The sequence below is a fragment of the Paraliobacillus sediminis genome (assembly GCF_003426055.1).
On record NZ_QJSI01000003.1, the window covers coordinates 780,728 to 797,743 of the forward strand.

Here is a 17,016-nt window from a genome sequence, read left to right on the forward strand (position 1 = left end):
AGCATATGACCTGAAACAATTACGTCATCTACTTAATATGGCCTCCAGGTAATCTGTTTAGCTGCTTCAAATCTTTGTCTAACGTTTTCCCAATCAATTACATTCCACCACGCTTTAATATAGTCACTGCGATCATTTTCATATTGTAGATAATATGCATGTTCCCATACATCAAGTACAAGTAATGGAATACTATCGGCTAACGCATAATGTTGATGTTTCTCATGTGTTTGGATTCCTAATCGTTGTGCTCGAGGAGACCATACAAGCAACGCCCAACCACTTCCTTCAACAGACTCTGCGCCTTTTGTGAAGATTTGTTTAAATTTTTTAAACGAACCAAAATCTTTGTTTATTTGTTTGGCAAGTATGCTGTTAGCTTGTGGTTCTCCGCCTCCATTTGGTGTCATATTAAACCAAAAAATAGTATGCAAATAATGGCCAGATCCATGAAATGCTTGCTCCCTAAACCAATGCTTCCACATTTTATTATCAGTTTCTCCATGATAAATGGCTACTTCAGCTTTATTTAATCCATCTACATAAGACTTATGATGTTGATCGTGGTGCAAGCGCATTATTTTTTCCGAAATAAAAGGCTCAAGTGCATCATAATCATATGGTAATGGTGGTAGCTTATGTTTTCCTATTGGAACCGCTCCGTTGTTTAATTCCTGCTCTAAACGAAGTGCGAAACGCTGAGCTTCATCTCTTAAATACAGGGTTTCTTTTTCAGACAAACTTTGCTCACGCAATCCATCTTCTAGTTGAATTTTCCAATCATCCCAACCTGATAGCTCTTGACGTTGATCGTCGTTTCGATGCAACAATTCTTCCACTGCATATGACCACTCTAATAAATCAGTTATATAAGCTTTTGTATTCTTCTCCATCAAATCACCTCAACCGTAGCCTATGATAAACGGATAGTTTTGGTACCATTAGCTTCTTTACCCTCTTCAAAACAAGTATTAATCGCTCGAAAGATCGCTAAAGTGATCTCCATAGTGATCACTAACAATCACGCACTCATAAAAAAAGAAGTAACACATTGTATGCTACTTCTCTTCATTCGTTTGATTCATCTTTGCTTCAAAATTCTCGAAAAATAAATCCGCTTCTTCACTCACATCTGATTCATTCACACTTTCTGGTAATGGCGGTAATTCTTCTATAGACTTTAATCCGAAATATGTAAGGAAATCAACAGAAGTTCCAAACATTACTGGCCTTCCAACTCCATCTTTTCTCCCAACCTCTTCAATTAATGCTCGAGACAAAAGCGTTTGAACACCACGATCACTTTTAACCCCACGTATATCCTCAATTTCTGTTCGAGTAATTGGTTGGTTATAAGCAATAATGGCTAACGTTTCAAGTGCTGCTTGCGAAAGCTTTGACGTGTGTGGAGATTCCAGTAACTTTTGATAATAGATTGTATGCTCTGGTTTCGTTGCCAAATGATACGTACCTTTAGATTCAACAAGCATAATACCACGTTCATCGAGATTATAATCATCCATTAATTCGAGAATAATTTCGTCGACTATATCTACATCTGTTTCTAATACTGCTTTCATTTGTTTTTTATTTAATCCTTCATCTCCAGTGGCAAATAATAACCCTTCTAAAATCGCTTTATAATTAGCTAGTTTCACGCGTTATCCTCCATGCTATAAATAATCAATGCATCAAAATGCGATTCTTGTTTGCAGTAAATTTTTTTGTTTTTCATTAGCTCTAGTACAGCCATAAAAGTCACAACTATATGAGAACGCGACGGATACTCAAATAACGTATCAAATGAAACACCTAGTCTATGACCTTGCAATTGAGCTATAACTTCTTCCATTCGCTGTTTTATGGGTATCTCTGTTCGCTGAATTGTTGTTTCTAATGGGCGATTCCATTTTTTGCGATCAAATACTTTTTGCATTGCTGCAAGCATATCATAGATAGACATTTCACCTTTTGCAATAACTTTTTCTGGACTATTCTTAAACGATATAACTTGAGCTGGCCTTGTAAAACTATAACTTAAATCTGATTCTTTATCTTGAAGTTGACTAGCAGCTTCCTTATATTTACGATACTCAATTAACCGGCGCATTAATTCCTCACGCGGATCCTCTTCATATTCCTCTTCTAGATCTAATTCCTGATTTGGTAAGAGAAGTGCACTTTTCATTGCCAATAACGTAGCAGCCATCACTAAGTATTCACTAGCAACATTTAATTCAAGTCGTTGCATTGTATGTATATAGTGCATATATTGCTCTGTAATTTTAGAAACGGGAATATCATAGATATCTATTTCATATTGATTAATTAAATGTAAAAGAAGATCCAGCGGACCCTCAAAAGTATCTAACTTCACTTGATAGGATTGTTGCATAAAATCCTTCCCCTTTTTTACTATATCGCCGTGCTTACACTTGTCATAATATATCTTAGCATATACAACTAACTAAAAATGCCTTATTCTATTAATTTTCTATAAAAAAACTAAAACCAGCTCATAATGAGCTGGTTTTAGATCCTTAAGCATCACACTTGGTTAAAAAGTTTTCTGTTAAGTCATTGGCACAAACTTGATATTTCTCCACGTATTGTTCCTTAATGCCATTCACCATTTTCTTACCTATGCCCATGTTTCTGTGTGAAGGATTAACTGATATATGTTGAATGATAACTTTACCTAATTCTTCATCCACGTATATGCCAATTGCTCCTAAAACATCTTCTTCTTTCCACAAATATAAATTCCAATTTTTATTGTTTTCATACTCCTTAATTGTTTGCTGGAGTTTTTTCACATCTTTTTCCTCTGGCATAAAAGACAATAGACCCATTGCAATCTTTTCTAGCGATTTTTTAAAACGAATTAACATATATACCCCTCAATTATATAAGAACTTATTATATAGTATAACGTTACCGGTCCTCAAAAGGTTCCAATAAGTTCTTAAAACTTTTATCATATCCGCGCTGAATGGAATGTTATTAAATCTACATACAGCTATTATTCTTTTGTACATATAGATCATACTACTTTTTTCAATGATTGTCATGATCTAGATATCAATTGTTATAAAATATCCATTATTTAAAACCTAGTTAATACTAAAAAAGACTGAACTTAAAAAAAGCAATTCATTTTATCACTGTATACTAATAACTTAGGGATTTGTTTAGCCCTATATAGTAACCTAGCTATTTCACCTTAGATTGGATATTTATGTTAAAATTGATAGGCGTGAAAAACATAAGATACCATTTGATACGTTACATACTACATAAATAAAAACGAATCTACTAATTGTCGCAGTTATTGGCAATAAAATCAACACCTTGGTCATAAGTTTGGAATTATAACGTGAGAGATTACCTTGAAAATAACATTATTGAATTAGTGAATTTTTAAAACGTTGGGTTTTACAAGTTAAGCGCTCCGCTGGATTTAATCAAGAGAAAGGAGAATGAATATGGAAAGTAGATCTGTTTCATTAAAACGAATAGACACGGTACATTCAAAAATCGAGGTGAAAGTATTTTGATACGATAATTGAAACTAAAAAAAGATATGATTCCCATAGTAATCTGGAAATCATATCTTTTTTGGAATTTTAAAATTATTTGTCTCTTGAGAACTTACTCTTTTTCTGCAAAAGTGACAGTTTTCATAGCGTCACCTTGTTTAATGCGTAAAACAACATCCATACCTTCTATTACTTGTCCAAACACAGTATGAACACCATCTAAATGAGGTTGTGGCTCATGTACTAAGAAAAATTGACTTCCACCAGTATCTTTGCCTGCGTGAGCCATGGATAATGATCCTGCTTTATGCTTATGTGGATTACCTTCTGTTTCACAAGCAATAGCATAACCAGGTCCACCTGATCCTGTTCCTGTTGGATCTCCACCTTGTGCAACGAAACCAGGTATTACGCGGTGAAATACAACACCATCATAAAAACCACTCGTTGCTAATTTTTCGAAGTTTGCTACTGTATTAGGAGCTGCTTCCTCGTACATTTCAATTACTATTTTTTCGCCATTTTCAAAATCAATTGTTGCTTGTTTCATGTTTATTCCTCCTAATTATTCGTAAGATAAGTCATTTTTACTAACTTCTTGATAGGTCTCGCGCTGAATGACAAGTTTATCTTGCTTGTTTTCAATAAATACTACAGCTGCTTTTGGAAAACGATTATAATTACTTGACATAGAATAACCATACGCACCTGTACTAAAAACTGCAAGAATATCGCCTGATTCTGCATTTGCTAATGGTACATCCCATAGCAACATATCGCCTGATTCACAACATTTCCCTGCAACGGATGCAGTGGTAGACGCTGGTACATTCGCTTTATTTGCAAGGACAGCATCATACTTGGCTTGATAAAGTGCAGGTCGAATATTATCTGTCATTCCACCATCGACTGCAATGTAGTCACGCACGCCAGGAATTTGCTTTTTTGAACCTACTGTATAAAGTGTTATTGCAGTATTTCCCACAATCGCACGACCTGGTTCAATCCATATCTCTGGAAAATCCATACTATGTTTTTCAACTTGTTGTTTAATCTCATCAACAAGGGCATTAACATAACCATCGAGTTTCAATGGTTCATCCTCATCTGTATACCGAATTCCAAAACCACCACCCAAATTTAATACTTCTGGGTTGTAGCCATAACTTTTCTTCCAGTTAACCAATGATTCAAATAATCGACGTACCGCCATAACAAATCCATCTGTTTCAAATATTTGCGAACCTATATGACAGTGTAGCCCTTTAACATGCATACTGTCAATTTCTTGTAACTTTTTAAATGCTTCTTCTGCTTGCCCATTTGCTAAATCAAACCCGAATTTTGAATCTTCGTTACCAGTAAGAATATAATCATGGGTATGTGCCTCAATACCTGGAGTGACACGAATAAGTACATCAATTTCACTTTGATAGTTTGCTAATATTTCTTTTAGTAAGTCAATTTCATAAAAATTGTCGATAACAATACAACCGATATTATGTTTAACTGCCATTTCCAATTCAGCTTTATTTTTATTGTTACCGTGCATGTGAATTTTCTCAGTAGGAAAATCAGCTTGTAAAGCTGTATATAATTCTCCTTGTGATACAACGTCTAAACTCAAGTTCTCCTGTTTTGCAACTTGTAACATTGCAATAGAAGAAAAGGCTTTACTTGCGTAAGCAACTTGCGCATTTACACCTAAGCGTGCAAAAGTATCAACAAAGGCACGTGCATTCTCTCTTATTTTTTCAACATCATATACAAAAAGAGGTGTTTCATATTTTTTTGCTAAATATGTAGTGTCTACTCCTCCGATTGTTAAATGACCTTGAGTATCTATATCATTAAGCTCCTGCATCAATACACCTCCACAATCCTAAAGAGAATATGTTCTATTTCTTCTGCCAAGTACACTAATAATGACTTGATCTAGCTGAATAAAATAAAAAACCCCTTGCCAGTTTATACGATGAATGAGCAACATTCATAACATATAATGGAAGGGATTTCTAACACATTCCCAACTACTTTTTCTTTTAGATAAAATTAATTTACCACAAGTTAAGAATGGGTTCAACTTTTTTAATTCAAATAATTGAATTAAGGTTGTTTATAATTGTTCTTTGGATGCACAATACTTGGTCGTTCTTTCGATTGTGGAACTGAAAATCGAAACAATATTTGCATTAATGCTTTCCCATTAAACGGTAAGAATGGCCATAAGTATGGTGTATTCAAAGACTTTGTATGAGCCAAGAGAATAACATATAATGAGAATCCAACTATTAATCCTTTCACGCCAAAAATCCCAGAAAATATAAGTAAAATGACTCGAATCATTTTGTTTGCGATACTAAGTTCATAACTTGGCGTTGCAAATGAACCTATCGCACTTATTGCTACATATAAAATGACTTCAGCTGTAAAAAGACCAACATCAATAGCGATTTGCCCAATTAAAACAGCTGCTATTAATCCCATTGCAGTTGATAGTGGCGTCGGCGTATGTATGGCCGCCATTCGCAAGAATTCAACTCCTATGTCTGCTAATATAATCTGCAAAATAATTGGTATGTTTCCTGGATCATTAGGTCCAATAAATGATAGTGCATCTGGTAGTAATTGTGGTTCGATCACCAAAATGTACCATAAGGGTAGAAGGAAGATCGATGCAAGAATTCCAGTAAATCGTATCCAACGTATAAATGTTCCAATTGGCGGGGATTGACGATATTCCTCTGCATGTTGGACATGATGAAAATATGTGGTTGGTGTAATAATCATACTTGGTGAGGTGTCAACCATTATTAGTACATGCCCTTCAAATAGATGAATAGCAGCAACATCTGGTCGTTCGGTATACCGAACCAAAGGAAAAGGATTAACTCCCTGTTTCACCAAATATTCCTCTACAGTTTTATCGGCCATGGCTAAACCATCTATGTCGATTTTCTCCAATTCCTTTTTAATCTTTTTAACCAAACCATCATCAGCGATATCTTGAATGTAAGAAATACAGATATCCGTTTTAGACCGTTGTCCAACTTGCATAAGTTCATTACGTAACCGCTCATCTCGAACGCGTCGCCTTGTTAAGGCTGTATTTTCAATAATATTTTCTGTATATCCATCTCTAGCGCCGCGAACAACTCTTTCTGTATCTGGTTCTTCAGGGCTTCTTCCGGGATAGCTTCTTACATCTACAATAAAACAAACATCTTCTCCATCTATAAAGATGACGATTAATCCAGATAATAGTTGTGTCATCGCATCATCAAAATTTCTACATTCTTCAACTTGTTGATGAACTAAACGATTTTTTATTATTGCAGTAAGTTGACTTTTATTTGTCTCTTCGTCATTAATGGAGACAAGTTTTTTCAGTAACTCTACAATCACAGGTGTTTCACATAGTCCTGTTACATAATACAATTGTACTTTTTGTTTTAATAATATAATTTCTCTAAAACCAATATCAAAAGACGTGCCAACTCCTAATTTCTGTTTCATAAAACTTTGAATTTCATTTATATCTTTCATAATTGGTTGCTTATCTTTTTTTTTACTCAATTGTAACCCCTCTTTCTAAAATCAATTCAATAGCCTTTAGAGTAATGGGATAACCCTTTGATTTATCATCATATCCATGCATCTTACCAATATCGCCAATTGCAATAACGTTAGGAAGATCCATTTGGTCCAATATGTAGACCGTGTCACCATTGATTCTTCCAACTTCAGAAACCGGAACTCCTTCTTTATCAACCCCGTGCTCTATGATTTGCCCTTCTTGATCTATTGAAAGTGTCACACGTGACCACTCCATATTTTTTGAATGTGCTGCTACTGCAACAACTCCTAAGATAGTAATGATCGGATCATTCGCTAAAGCTAATATGGTTTCCTCACCTGATCCTATTCCGAATACACCAGCATCATCGACTAAAACAAAAACGGGATTTTTTTTTGCCTGATAAACTGCCTGAATGATGTCTCTTGGTTTATAAGCACTAGGATTACCTGCAAATTCAGAAAGTGACGTGCCACCTAAAGTTTTAGCTATGTAATCGATTGCTTGTTGTGCATATTGATCACCATCTGTAATGATAATAACTTGTTTCGTATTCATTGCAATTATCCTTTCGTCCGATTAATTTGCTTACTTAACCAGTAGTAGCCATTGAAATAATGACCCAATAATCTTCCCTAGTACGATAGCCATCATTAGCCAAATAATTTGATGATCGACTCGTATTCTCTTTGCTAAAATAGGGAAAACGTTTAAAACCTCCGTCAATGCTGCGGCTAACATACCAATAAAAATGCCATGCAATAATCCCCAAATCACTAAAATGGCAGTTGGAAGATGAAAAGTAAAATTGCTAAATGAGAGATACGTACCAAAAAAAACCCCTAATACAACTGCCATTTCATAATAATGCAAGAAATTCTTTGTTTTACTTAATGTAACTAACCTTGGTATAATTCCTAACATCGTTAAAAATGCGACGAAGCCTGTTCCCACTATCAATCCAGATCCTAAACCTATAAATAGATCAATAAGTTTATTTATCATTTGTATCATTCAATTTATTTTCGTAATGACTAACATATTGATCTATATCTTGTTGATACTTATAGATTTCTATTTCTAACGGACTAGGTTCTTCATTAAAACGCTTTTTAAAAACATGATTAAAAAATAGAATCATTCCTAGACCAAGTCCTAATGAATAAGGAATCTGCATCCAAAGTGGATATTTCTCTTCTTCTCCTGTAAACAAATAATGAAGACGTTGTTGTACACTTTGCATACTTACATCATAATGAAAGTTCATAATTGTCATGGCAGAACCGACAAATAATAAGAGCCAAACTAATAGAACAAAAGTTACTTGAGGCAACCTTCCTTTTTTAGAAATATGTATAATTGTTTGATTTGGACCTAGTAGTTGTAAATCAAGTTCAGGAAAAGACGCTTGCAATTTTTGAATAACTGTAAATCCCTCTATAACACAAACTTGTAAATCTTCTTTTACTATTTCATATATAACAGTTTGATTTAATGTAGCAACAATTGTTTCATTTCCTGAGATATGTGCAATATCCCTTAACTTTATTTTTTTCTTTTCTGTTGTCTGGTAATGTTTTTTCATCCTTAAATAAATGATCCCCTGCATGTGAACACCTCCAAAACTTCTTTTTAGTATGGAACATTCCGCATAGAATCATGCATTAAAAACAATAAAAAACTGCAATCAACTGTTAGATTTTATCTAACGATTGGCATGCAGTTCATTAAAAATTATTTTTAAATCTCAATTTGATTTTTCATCCAGTCTAGAATCTTCTTTTCTAATCGTGATACCTGTACCTGAGAAATGCCCAACCTACGTGCGACTTCTGCTTGTGTTTGGTCTTGATAATAACGTAAGTAAACAATTAATCTCTCACGTTCATCCAAATCACGTATTACCTCTTGAAGCGCAATTTTGTCAAACCAATTTGTTTCTTGATCAGAAATCTGATCAAGAAGTGTGATCGGATCTCCATCATTCTCATAAACTGTTTCATGAATAGAGTGTGGCGTTTTGGCAGCTTCTTGGGCATGCACGACATCTTCAACAGATATATCAAGTGCTTCTGCAATTTCAGAAATTGTAGGTGATCTACCTAACATTTTCGTTAAATCATCTTTTTTTCGTCTGATTTTATTACCCGTTTCTTTTAAAGAACGACTGACTTTCACACTACCATCATCACGTAAAAATCGTTGAATTTCTCCAATAATCATTGGAACTGCATAAGTTGAAAATCTAACATCATATGACAAATCAAATTTATCAATTGATTTTAGTAAACCAATACACCCAATTTGAAATAAATCATCTGGATCATATCCACGATTCATAAAGCGTTGAACAACAGACCAAACCAACCTTACATTTCGTTCAACCAAAATATCTTTTGCATTTTGATCTCCCGATTGACTAAGACGAAGATATGCTTTTACCTCTTCGTCGCGCAACTGTTTAACGTTATGGGTTTTATTTAATTCCATTTTTTGTCCATCCCCTTAATTGCATAAGGTTCGACTTTTATTAAAATGTTTGATCAATTTCACTATTGTTCCTTGACCACTTGATGATTCCACTTCAACTTTATCCATGAAATTTTCCATAATCGTAAAACCCATACCAGACCGCTCTAATTCTGGTTTAGACGTATAAAGTGGCTCAATAGCTTGGTCAATATCATCAATACCTATCCCCGTATCTCTAATAACAAGTTCTACTCTATCGTCATCAATTGAACAAGACATATAAATCGTTTCATTCTCATTATGATTATAGCCATGAATGATCGCATTCGTAACAGCTTCTGAAACCACTGTTTTTATTTCTGTTAATTCATCCAGCGTTGGATCTAATTGGGAGACAAAAGCAGCAATAGTGACTCTGGCAAACGATTCATTTGCACTAATACTAGAGAATTTGATATCCATCTCGTTCTTCACGATGCCACCCCCAAACGAAGCAATGCAAATGATTCGTTTTCTTCCAATCGAATAATCTTAAACAATCCAGATAACTCAAACAAACGTTTTACAGCAGGTGAAATCGAACAAACCACCATTTCTCCTTTTCGTTGTTTGATTTCCTTATATCTGCCTAGGATAACTCCTAATCCTGAACTATCCATGAAGGTTAGTTGTTCTAAGTTCATAATGACATGTTCTGTATTTGTCTCTTTAATCATAGTCTGCCATTCTGTTTTGAATTGTTCTGCTTCATGATGATCTAGTTCACCCGATAGTCTTACCAGCAATACATTTTCTTTCGTTTTCCAATCTGTTATCAAGCTCACTGTTTTTCCTCCTCTTAATCCTTTGTTCTCTGGTTTGTTTCTATTTTGTTTGATTGAATTCCTGCAACATGACAAAACTAGTGTTTATTCGAATAAAATGATACTTATCCCTCTTTTTTCACCAATTCTTTCATCGAGTATTTAAATAACTTCCAAACACTTGCCTCTTGAAGTGATTCATTTAGAAGTAACGGGGTTTCGGATAATAATTTACCATCCTTTTTGACTTCTAATAGTCCAATTTCGCTTCCTTTCGTTAAAGGGAGCTGTATATCTTGATTGATTTTGATATTCGTTTCAATTCCCGATTGTTTTTCCCCCTTCTCTAAAACAATTGATACAGCATCTTCTGTAATAACATCCACTTCATCTTTATCAGCTTTCACCATAGAAATTTTCGTTACTGCTTGCTGTCCGGCATACAATTGTTCTGTTTTATATTGTGAGAAAGCATAATCAAACATTTGTGTAACAGCTTGATTTCTATTTTTTGTCGACTCCGCTCCAAGTACAACTGCAATTACACGCATATCATCTTTTTTTGCTGTTGCAGTTAAACAATACTTGGCTTCAGATGTATAACCAGTTTTTAATCCGTCCACACCGTCATAAAATTTAACCAGTTTATTTGTGTTTACTAACCAAAACTCATCTTCTGTACCCTTACGTAAATAATCCTCATAAACACTCGTGTACGTTGTGATTTCTTCATGTTTCAAAAGATCTTTTGCAATTATTGACATATCATATGCAGTTGAGAAGTGATCCTCTGCTGGTAAACCAGTCGGATTTTGGAAACGTGTATTTTCTAACCCTAATTCTTTAGCCTTCTGATTCATCATTGTTACAAATGCTGCTTCACTTCCAGCAATTCGTTCAGCTAAAGCAACACTAGCATCATTTCCTGAAGCCATTGCAATGCCTTTAAGAAGATCTTCTACAGTCATTTCCTCCCCTTCTTCTAAGAAAATTTGCGATCCACCCATAGAAGCTGCATATTCACTAATACGAACTTTTTCGGTTAATGTTATCTTTTCATCATCCAATGCCTCCATTATTAAGATGAGTGTCATCATTTTCGTCATACTAGCTGGCGGTAATTGTTCATGTGCATTTTTTTCATAAAATATTTTACCGGTATCTCTTTCGATTAATATAGCTGAACTTGCAGTTTTAGCTAGCGCTAATTCATCTGTTGTTGATTCATTCTCTTTCTCTTTCTCATTTGCATTTGTCACCATTGATTGTGAATGAAATAATAATAGTAACATCGTTAATAGCAAGACTGTTCTTTTCATCATGTGTAAACCTCCAAATACGTAATGTTCATATTTTTTCCATAATCAGTGATTTTTATAACCAAAAAATCACCTGAATTAAAATTCAGGTGATTTCTTGGTTATCTATTATGTTTAGAGGTAGTTATTTTACTTGTATCACTTCGTATTATTTAATAACTTCATGAATTAAATCTACCACATCAGATTTTTTATCTGATAATGTGTATGCTTGTTGCATGGCTTCTTCTGACTGTCTAGCTACATTTGTATCACTAAATAAAATAGCAATCGGCTCATCAATTGAAACGTGTTCACCTAATTTTTTAAGAAGTCGAATACCAACACCATGATTAATCGTATCTTCTTTAGTAGCTCTTCCAGCTCCTAAATGCATTGCTGCTATCCCAATTAATTCAGCATCCATTGAAGAGATATAACCTGTTTCTTTTGCTTTTATCTCGATCTCATATGAGGCTTTAGGAAGCTTATCAGGATTATCAATTACACTAATATCTCCACCTTGTGCTTCTACAAAAGAGCGAAACGCTTGAAAAGCTTTGCCATTATCAAGATTTTTCTCTAATTCTATATAAGCAGTTTCATAGGAATCAAAGACTTCAGCCAACACTGTCATATGTGCTGCTAATTCTAAAGATAATCTACGCAAATCAGGTATATTCTTCCCTAGAAGAACGTCAATGGCTTCCTTCACTTCATTCGCATTTCCAATTTCATGGCCCAATGGTTGGTTCATGTCACTTATTACTGCAATCGTATTACGCCCTAAATGTTTTCCGATAGTTACCATTTGTCTTGCTAAATCTTGTGATTCTTTCATTGTTTTCATAAAAGCACCAGAACCAGTTTTTACATCTAACACAATACTATCAGCACCAGATGCTAGTTTTTTACTCATAATTGATCCTGCAATTAATGGAATCGAATCCACTGTTCCAGTTACATCGCGTAATGCATACAGTTTCTTATCCGCAGGTGCTAAATTACCTGTTTGCCCTGCTACTGATAATTTATGTGTATTTACTTGTTCAATAAAAGCTTCTTTGTCTAACTCTATCGTGAATCCAGGAATCGATTCTAATTTATCTAACGTTCCTCCTGTATGACCTAGACCTCTTCCAGACATTTTAGCAACGGGTACCCCTACAGATGCTACTAAAGGACCAACAATAAATGTTGTTTTATCTCCAACGCCTCCTGTAGAATGCTTATCTACTTTATGGCCTTCTATTGCAGACAAATCAATCGTTTCACCTGAAGCTACCATTGCTTCTGTTAAGTTTGCTGTCTCTTCTTCCGTCATTCCAGAGTAATAGATTGCCATTAATAACGCAGAGACCTGATAATCTGGAAGCGTTCCTTCTGTATAGCCATTAATAAAAAAGGATATTTCCTCTTTTGTTAACACATGACCATTCCGTTTTTTCAATATAACATCAACCATTCGCATTCTATTCACCTCACATCTAAAGCTTATTTTAAACTAAATTTTTCACCATTTCTTTTACAAAAGTTAAGAAATCTTGTTTAACTCTTGATGTAGTTTCCATCACTTCTTGATGATTAAGTGGTTGATCTAGAATACCTGCTGCCATATTAGAAATGCAAGATATCCCTAAAACTGATAGACCAGCATGGTTTGCCACAATAACTTCTGGAACCGTTGACATACCTACAGCATCTCCACCTAAGTAGCGCAACATTCTCACTTCCGCACCAGTTTCATAAGAAGGTCCAGTATTTCCAACATATACACCAGTTTGAACTTTTAAATCTAATCGCTTTGCACTTTCTTTTGCATGAGCAATTAATTCTCTATTATAAGCTTGTGACATATCAGGAAAACGGTCACCTATTTGATCATCATTTGGGCCGATTAAAGGATTCGTTCCCATATTATTAATGTGATCTTCTATTACCATTAAATCACCTGGTTCAAAGGTTTCATTAATTCCACCCGCAGCATTTGTCACAAACAATTGTTTAATTCCTAACGCTTTCATCACAAGAACTGGAAAAGTAACTTGTTCCATCGTATATCCTTCGTAAAAGTGGAAACGTCCTTGCATCGCAATTACTTGTTTCCCTTCTAAATTACCAATTACAAGTTGACCTTTATGACCAGAAACAGTCGATACTGGAAAATTCGGAATATCTGCATAAGCTATAGAAACAGCCTCTGTTATTTCATCTGCTAACACGCCTAATCCTGATCCTAGAATTAAACCAATTGTAGGTTGTACCGTAAGTTTCTCTTGTATAAATGTTTGTGCTTCTAAAACGTGTTTTCTCTCCATCTTTATCCCCCTTATTTAATGTCTTTCAAAAAACTATCGCCATATTTAGGCATCTTTATGCCAAAATTTTCAGCCACAGTAGCACCAATATCTGCAAAAGTTTGACGAATTGGTAATGCATTACCTGCTTCTATTGCTTGATGATGAACTAATAAAGGTACATATTCTCTCGTATGATCTGTTCCATGATGCGTCGGATCATTCCCGTGGTCCGCTGTAATAATTAACAGATCATCTTCACGTAATTTGTTTAACACTTCGGGTAAGCGCGTATCAAATGTTTCTAAAGCTTCACCGTATCCCTTTGGATCACGTCGATGGCCGTATTTCGCATCAAAATCAACTAGATTCAAAAAGCTTAGACCTTGAAAATCTTTATCCATAGATTGAATAAATTTTTCCATTCCATCATCATTATCATCCGTTCTAATAGATTCAGTTACTCCTTCACCATCAAAGATATCAGAAATCTTACCAAGCGCTACCACGTCAAAAGAAGCGTCTTGTAATTCATTCATCACTGTGCGGTCAAACGGCTTTAATGCATAATCGTGGCGATTAGACGTACGTTCAAAAGCACCCGGCTTACCTGTAAATGGACGTGCGATGATTCGTCCTACCATATATTTATCATTTTTGGTTAGTTCACGTGCTATTTCGCAAATTCTATATTGTTCCTCAATCGGTATGACATCTTCATGGGCTGCGATTTGCAAAACCGAATCTGCAGAAGTATAAACAATAAGAGCACCTGTATCCATATGTTCTTGACCAAGTTCTACCAAAATCTCTGTCCCAGATGCTGGTTTATTACCAATAATTTTATGACCTGTACGTTCTTCAATTTCTGACAATAAATCATCTGGAAATCCATCTGGAAACGTCTGAAAAGGTTGATCAATAAATAAACCCATCATCTCCCAATGACCAGTCATTGTATCTTTTCCATTAGAAGCTTCTTGCATTTTAGTATAATGTGCTAAAGGTTTAGATGCTATATCAATACCCTCGACTTCTTGGATATTACTTAGACCCAATTTCCCTATGGTTGGCATATCTAAGCCATTCATATGTGAAGCGATATGACCTAATGTATCTGCACCGACATCGTCAAACTGTGGCGCGTCTGGAGCCTCTCCTATACCTACTGAATCCATTACAATTAAAAATATGCGTTTAAATGGTGCCATCGTTACGCCCTCCTAGTTTTTCTGATTAAATTAAGCTCTTGGATGATAACTTGTATATACGTCCTTTAGCCTTGCTTTAGAAACGTGGGTGTATATTTGAGTAGTGGAGATATCAGCATGTCCTAACATTTCCTGCACGGATCTAAGATCTGCTCCATTTTCAAGTAAGTGTGTGGCAAATGAATGTCTTAACGTATGTGGCGTTATTTCTTTCTTAATACCAACATCTCTGGCAATTCCTTTTAAAATTTTCCAAAATCCTTGCCTTGATAGTGCATTACCATGATGATTAACAAATAATTGTTCGGTACTTTTATTTTTAACTAATTGATTTCTACTATCAGTCAAATAAATTTCTATTGCATCTTTTGCGATGTCACCTAAAGGTACAATTCTTTCCTTTCCACCTTTTCCTAAGCAACGTACAAAACCCATCATTAAATGTAAATCAGTTACCTTTAAGTGAGTTAATTCAGATACTCTTAATCCAGTAGCGTATAGCATTTCTAACATTGCTTTATTACGTGTCGTTAACGGATCCGTTGTAGAGATCATTAATAGTGTATCTATTTCCTTTGTTGAAAGAACTTTTGGTAGTGTTCGAGCCTTCTTTGGTGATTCAATATGTAAACTAGCATCAGTTACAAACTGATATTCTCTAACTAAAAATTGATGAAATAGTCGAATAGATGAGAGTGCACGAGCTATAGTTGCTTGCGATCGATCATGGTCTTTTAAATTATAAAGGTATTTTAATATATGACTACGATCAACCTGTTTCCAATCTGTTATCTGACAATCCGTTTCTAAAAATGAACAATATTGTTTTATGTCTCGTCGATAAGATTGTAACGTGTTAATAGAAAGTCCTCTTTCTATTTGTAAGTAATGAAAAAAGTCATCGACAGTATCTTTCATTTCTATTCTCCTATTCGAAAAAAGATTGATAATCGATTAATCCAATCATGTTGTTCCTGCTGCATCACTTTTACAGCTTTTCCTTCTGGCGGATCATAGCGATGATAATTTTGGTATTCTACCTCCATAGCTCGCAAACCAAAATAGAATAAAGTTGTACAAAGTATGAATAATAAAAATAGTTTCATCGTATCCTTCGTATAACGCATTATAGTCTTCATTGGCATATCTCCTATCTATACCTGTTTCACACATTTTTAAAACGTGTTCCCTACAAGATATGCCAATTTGGTGAAAATATATACACATACTATATTTAGATTAACGAAAAATAGACTAACTGTAAATAAAAAAGCCCAAAACAAAAAGCCTTCTGCACTAAAGGCTCTATTCAGGAGGATGCTTTTAATTCTTCTTCTTGACATTTCCGACAAACACCATGAAATGTTAAACGGTGATCTTTGACTTTAAAATTCCAATCATTTTCAACTATTTTTTCTACATCCTCTAATAAATCATCCATAATTTCTTCAACAGATCCACATTCCATACATACTAAATGATGGTGGAAATGTGCAGCACCTTCTTCACGTAGATCATAACGGGAAACACCATCACCAAAATTTATTTTATCTACTATTTTAAGTTCGGATAATAACTCAAGTGTACGGTATACAGTTGCCAATCCAATTTCGGGTGCTTTCTCTTTCACTAATAAATAAACATCTTCTGCACTTAAATGATCTTCTTCTCGCTCTAATAACACACGAACTGTGGCTTCACGCTGTGGTGTAAGCTTATAGCTCTGTGAGTGTAAATGTTTTTTTATTCGATCAATTCGATGTTCCATGTATGAAACCTCCCTTACATTCTCAATTATAAGTAGGGAGTTGTTACGTGT

The 17,016-nt window shown here is 34.8% G+C and carries 20 protein-coding genes; all 20 read right to left on the minus strand.

All coding sequences use genetic code 11. The features are described 5' to 3' along the window. Positions 1 to 32: 32 nt before the first annotated feature. On the minus strand, positions 33 to 893 hold the full coding sequence (locus tag D2K60_RS16675) for a superoxide dismutase (protein ID WP_117169318.1): 861 nt from the start codon (positions 891 to 893) through the stop codon (positions 33 to 35). A gap of 165 nt (positions 894 to 1,058) precedes the next feature. After that, complete coding sequence (gene scpB, locus D2K60_RS16680; protein ID WP_117169317.1) at positions 1,059 to 1,658, minus strand: SMC-Scp complex subunit ScpB; 600 nt, start codon at positions 1,656 to 1,658, stop codon at positions 1,059 to 1,061. Further along, positions 1,655 to 2,395: a segregation/condensation protein A gene (locus D2K60_RS16685; protein WP_117169316.1), complete on the minus strand. Its 741-nt coding sequence runs from the start codon at positions 2,393 to 2,395 to the stop codon at positions 1,655 to 1,657. The genes scpB and D2K60_RS16685 overlap by 4 nt, the downstream gene beginning before the upstream one ends. A 145-nt stretch (positions 2,396 to 2,540) precedes the next feature. Further along, a complete protein-coding gene (locus D2K60_RS16690) occupies positions 2,541 to 2,891 on the minus strand; it encodes a GNAT family N-acetyltransferase (protein ID WP_117169315.1) in 351 nt (116 codons plus the stop codon). A gap of 760 nt (positions 2,892 to 3,651) precedes the next feature. Next, positions 3,652 to 4,089, minus strand: a complete 438-nt coding sequence (locus D2K60_RS16695; protein ID WP_117169314.1) for a peptidylprolyl isomerase — start codon at positions 4,087 to 4,089, stop codon at positions 3,652 to 3,654. A 15-nt stretch (positions 4,090 to 4,104) separates the two neighbouring features. Then, positions 4,105 to 5,403, minus strand: coding sequence for a diaminopimelate decarboxylase (gene lysA / locus D2K60_RS16700; protein ID WP_117169313.1), 1,299 nt, complete (start codon positions 5,401 to 5,403; stop codon positions 4,105 to 4,107). Positions 5,404 to 5,645: 242 nt separating this feature from the next. Continuing rightward, positions 5,646 to 7,085 (minus strand): spore germination protein, encoded by a 1,440-nt coding sequence (locus D2K60_RS16705; RefSeq protein WP_117170351.1) that lies wholly within the window; start codon positions 7,083 to 7,085, stop codon positions 5,646 to 5,648. A gap of 22 nt (positions 7,086 to 7,107) precedes the next feature. After that, positions 7,108 to 7,674 carry a stage V sporulation protein SpoVABEA gene (gene spoVAEA / locus D2K60_RS16710; protein ID WP_117169312.1) on the minus strand — a complete coding sequence of 189 codons (567 nt, stop codon included), beginning with the start codon at positions 7,672 to 7,674 and terminating at the stop codon, positions 7,108 to 7,110. A 30-nt stretch (positions 7,675 to 7,704) separates the two neighbouring features. After that, the gene (locus tag D2K60_RS16715) at positions 7,705 to 8,121 is read right to left on the minus strand and encodes a stage V sporulation protein AB (protein WP_240335271.1); all 417 of its coding nucleotides are present in this window, start codon (positions 8,119 to 8,121) and stop codon (positions 7,705 to 7,707) included. Next, positions 8,111 to 8,725, minus strand: a complete 615-nt coding sequence (locus D2K60_RS16720) for a stage V sporulation protein AA (RefSeq protein WP_117169310.1) — start codon at positions 8,723 to 8,725, stop codon at positions 8,111 to 8,113. Before D2K60_RS16720 ends, D2K60_RS16715 begins: the two co-directional genes overlap by 11 nt. Before the next feature lie 131 nt (positions 8,726 to 8,856). Further along, a complete protein-coding gene (gene sigF, locus D2K60_RS16725) occupies positions 8,857 to 9,606 on the minus strand; it encodes an RNA polymerase sporulation sigma factor SigF (RefSeq protein WP_117169309.1) in 750 nt (249 codons plus the stop codon). Between the two features lie 15 nt (positions 9,607 to 9,621). Continuing rightward, a complete protein-coding gene (gene spoIIAB, locus D2K60_RS16730) occupies positions 9,622 to 10,062 on the minus strand; it encodes an anti-sigma F factor (protein WP_117169308.1) in 441 nt (146 codons plus the stop codon). Then, positions 10,059 to 10,412 carry an anti-sigma F factor antagonist gene (spoIIAA, locus tag D2K60_RS16735; RefSeq protein ID WP_117169307.1) on the minus strand — a complete coding sequence of 118 codons (354 nt, stop codon included), beginning with the start codon at positions 10,410 to 10,412 and terminating at the stop codon, positions 10,059 to 10,061. Before spoIIAA ends, spoIIAB begins: the two co-directional genes overlap by 4 nt. Positions 10,413 to 10,516: 104 nt before the next feature. Further along, the gene (locus D2K60_RS16740; protein ID WP_117170350.1) at positions 10,517 to 11,710 is read right to left on the minus strand and encodes a D-alanyl-D-alanine carboxypeptidase family protein; all 1,194 of its coding nucleotides are present in this window, start codon (positions 11,708 to 11,710) and stop codon (positions 10,517 to 10,519) included. Between the two features lie 148 nt (positions 11,711 to 11,858). Continuing rightward, positions 11,859 to 13,160 (minus strand): pyrimidine-nucleoside phosphorylase, encoded by a 1,302-nt coding sequence (locus tag D2K60_RS16745; RefSeq protein WP_117169306.1) that lies wholly within the window; start codon positions 13,158 to 13,160, stop codon positions 11,859 to 11,861. Positions 13,161 to 13,188: 28 nt separating this feature from the next. After that, complete coding sequence (locus D2K60_RS16750) at positions 13,189 to 14,007, minus strand: purine-nucleoside phosphorylase (RefSeq protein ID WP_117169305.1); 819 nt, start codon at positions 14,005 to 14,007, stop codon at positions 13,189 to 13,191. Positions 14,008 to 14,018: 11 nt separating this feature from the next. Further along, a complete protein-coding gene (gene deoB / locus D2K60_RS16755) occupies positions 14,019 to 15,197 on the minus strand; it encodes a phosphopentomutase (protein ID WP_117169304.1) in 1,179 nt (392 codons plus the stop codon). A 30-nt stretch (positions 15,198 to 15,227) separates the two neighbouring features. Beyond that, positions 15,228 to 16,115 (minus strand): site-specific tyrosine recombinase XerD, encoded by an 888-nt coding sequence (xerD, locus tag D2K60_RS16760; protein ID WP_117169303.1) that lies wholly within the window; start codon positions 16,113 to 16,115, stop codon positions 15,228 to 15,230. A 2-nt stretch (positions 16,116 to 16,117) separates the two neighbouring features. Further along, positions 16,118 to 16,336 carry a YqzK family protein gene (locus D2K60_RS16765; RefSeq protein ID WP_117169302.1) on the minus strand — a complete coding sequence of 73 codons (219 nt, stop codon included), beginning with the start codon at positions 16,334 to 16,336 and terminating at the stop codon, positions 16,118 to 16,120. A gap of 170 nt (positions 16,337 to 16,506) precedes the next feature. Next, complete coding sequence (fur, locus tag D2K60_RS16770; RefSeq protein WP_117169301.1) at positions 16,507 to 16,965, minus strand: ferric iron uptake transcriptional regulator; 459 nt, start codon at positions 16,963 to 16,965, stop codon at positions 16,507 to 16,509. Positions 16,966 to 17,016: the final 51 nt, after the last annotated feature.

What these genes read in the sequence shown, in the direction of transcription:
- xerD (WP_117169303.1), bottom strand. Translation starts at nt 16,115, where the DNA reads ATGAAAGATACTGTCGATGACTTTTTTCATTACTTACAAATAGAAAGA.
- lysA (WP_117169313.1), bottom strand. Translation starts at nt 5,403, where the DNA reads ATGCAGGAGCTTAATGATATAGATACTCAAGGTCATTTAACAATCGGA.
- D2K60_RS16740 (WP_117170350.1), bottom strand. Translation starts at nt 11,710, where the DNA reads ATGAAAAGAACAGTCTTGCTATTAACGATGTTACTATTATTATTTCAT.
- sigF (WP_117169309.1), bottom strand. Translation starts at nt 9,606, where the DNA reads ATGGAATTAAATAAAACCCATAACGTTAAACAGTTGCGCGACGAAGAG.
- deoB (WP_117169304.1), bottom strand. Translation starts at nt 15,197, where the DNA reads ATGGCACCATTTAAACGCATATTTTTAATTGTAATGGATTCAGTAGGT.
- D2K60_RS16675 (WP_117169318.1), bottom strand. Translation starts at nt 893, where the DNA reads ATGGAGAAGAATACAAAAGCTTATATAACTGATTTATTAGAGTGGTCA.
- D2K60_RS16705 (WP_117170351.1), bottom strand. Translation starts at nt 7,085, where the DNA reads ATGAAAGATATAAATGAAATTCAAAGTTTTATGAAACAGAAATTAGGA.
- D2K60_RS16695 (WP_117169314.1), bottom strand. Translation starts at nt 4,089, where the DNA reads ATGAAACAAGCAACAATTGATTTTGAAAATGGCGAAAAAATAGTAATT.
- D2K60_RS16750 (WP_117169305.1), bottom strand. Translation starts at nt 14,007, where the DNA reads ATGGAGAGAAAACACGTTTTAGAAGCACAAACATTTATACAAGAGAAA.
- D2K60_RS16685 (WP_117169316.1), bottom strand. Translation starts at nt 2,395, where the DNA reads ATGCAACAATCCTATCAAGTGAAGTTAGATACTTTTGAGGGTCCGCTG.
- D2K60_RS16765 (WP_117169302.1), bottom strand. Translation starts at nt 16,336, where the DNA reads ATGAAGACTATAATGCGTTATACGAAGGATACGATGAAACTATTTTTA.
- D2K60_RS16720 (WP_117169310.1), bottom strand. Translation starts at nt 8,725, where the DNA reads ATGCAGGGGATCATTTATTTAAGGATGAAAAAACATTACCAGACAACA.
- D2K60_RS16690 (WP_117169315.1), bottom strand. Translation starts at nt 2,891, where the DNA reads ATGTTAATTCGTTTTAAAAAATCGCTAGAAAAGATTGCAATGGGTCTA.
- fur (WP_117169301.1), bottom strand. Translation starts at nt 16,965, where the DNA reads ATGGAACATCGAATTGATCGAATAAAAAAACATTTACACTCACAGAGC.
- D2K60_RS16745 (WP_117169306.1), bottom strand. Translation starts at nt 13,160, where the DNA reads ATGCGAATGGTTGATGTTATATTGAAAAAACGGAATGGTCATGTGTTA.
- D2K60_RS16715 (WP_240335271.1), bottom strand. Translation starts at nt 8,121, where the DNA reads ATGATAAATAAACTTATTGATCTATTTATAGGTTTAGGATCTGGATTG.
- spoVAEA (WP_117169312.1), bottom strand. Translation starts at nt 7,674, where the DNA reads ATGAATACGAAACAAGTTATTATCATTACAGATGGTGATCAATATGCA.